Genomic DNA, 444 nt, shown 5'->3' on the forward strand with positions numbered 1-444 from the left:
TGGACGCAAGCCTCGGCAAGTGATGGGCGCAAACACACAACCCCGAATTCGGTGACGCATTACCAGTACTCTCACAATCGGGCTAGGCGCAGCCTGCGCGGAATCAGCGAGCAAGTCGCAAAAGCCAAACGGGCTGTTGACGGCGATATCGCTATCAAGCGTAACCGCTATATCGATCTTTCCGCCCCGAACAAGAAGGTCAACTACGCTCTTGCTGCCAAACACCGAGCCCTAGCCGGAATCAAAGGCTATGAAACCGACCTGACTACTCTTGCCGCTCAGGAGGCTATCGGGCATTACCGCAGGCTATTCAACATTGAGAAATCATTTCGGATGTCGAAATCAGACCTGAAAGCACGCCCAATCTACGCCAGGAAACAAGACTCCATCACAGCACATCTCAACATTGTCATGGGCCTGACCCCCGGAAAGTAGACACGTCGG

At 53.8% G+C, this 444-nt stretch carries 1 pseudogene; it reads left to right on the forward strand.

From position 1 onward, the window contains the following. Nucleotides 1-435 (forward strand): annotated as a pseudogene (locus tag HMPREF2993_RS09420) (transposase); the annotation flags it as partial. Nucleotides 436-444 lie beyond the last annotated feature (9 nt).

The sequence above is a fragment of the Corynebacterium sp. HMSC068G04 genome (assembly GCF_001814885.1).
In the GTDB taxonomy this organism is placed as follows: domain Bacteria; phylum Actinomycetota; class Actinomycetes; order Mycobacteriales; family Mycobacteriaceae; genus Corynebacterium; species Corynebacterium hiratae.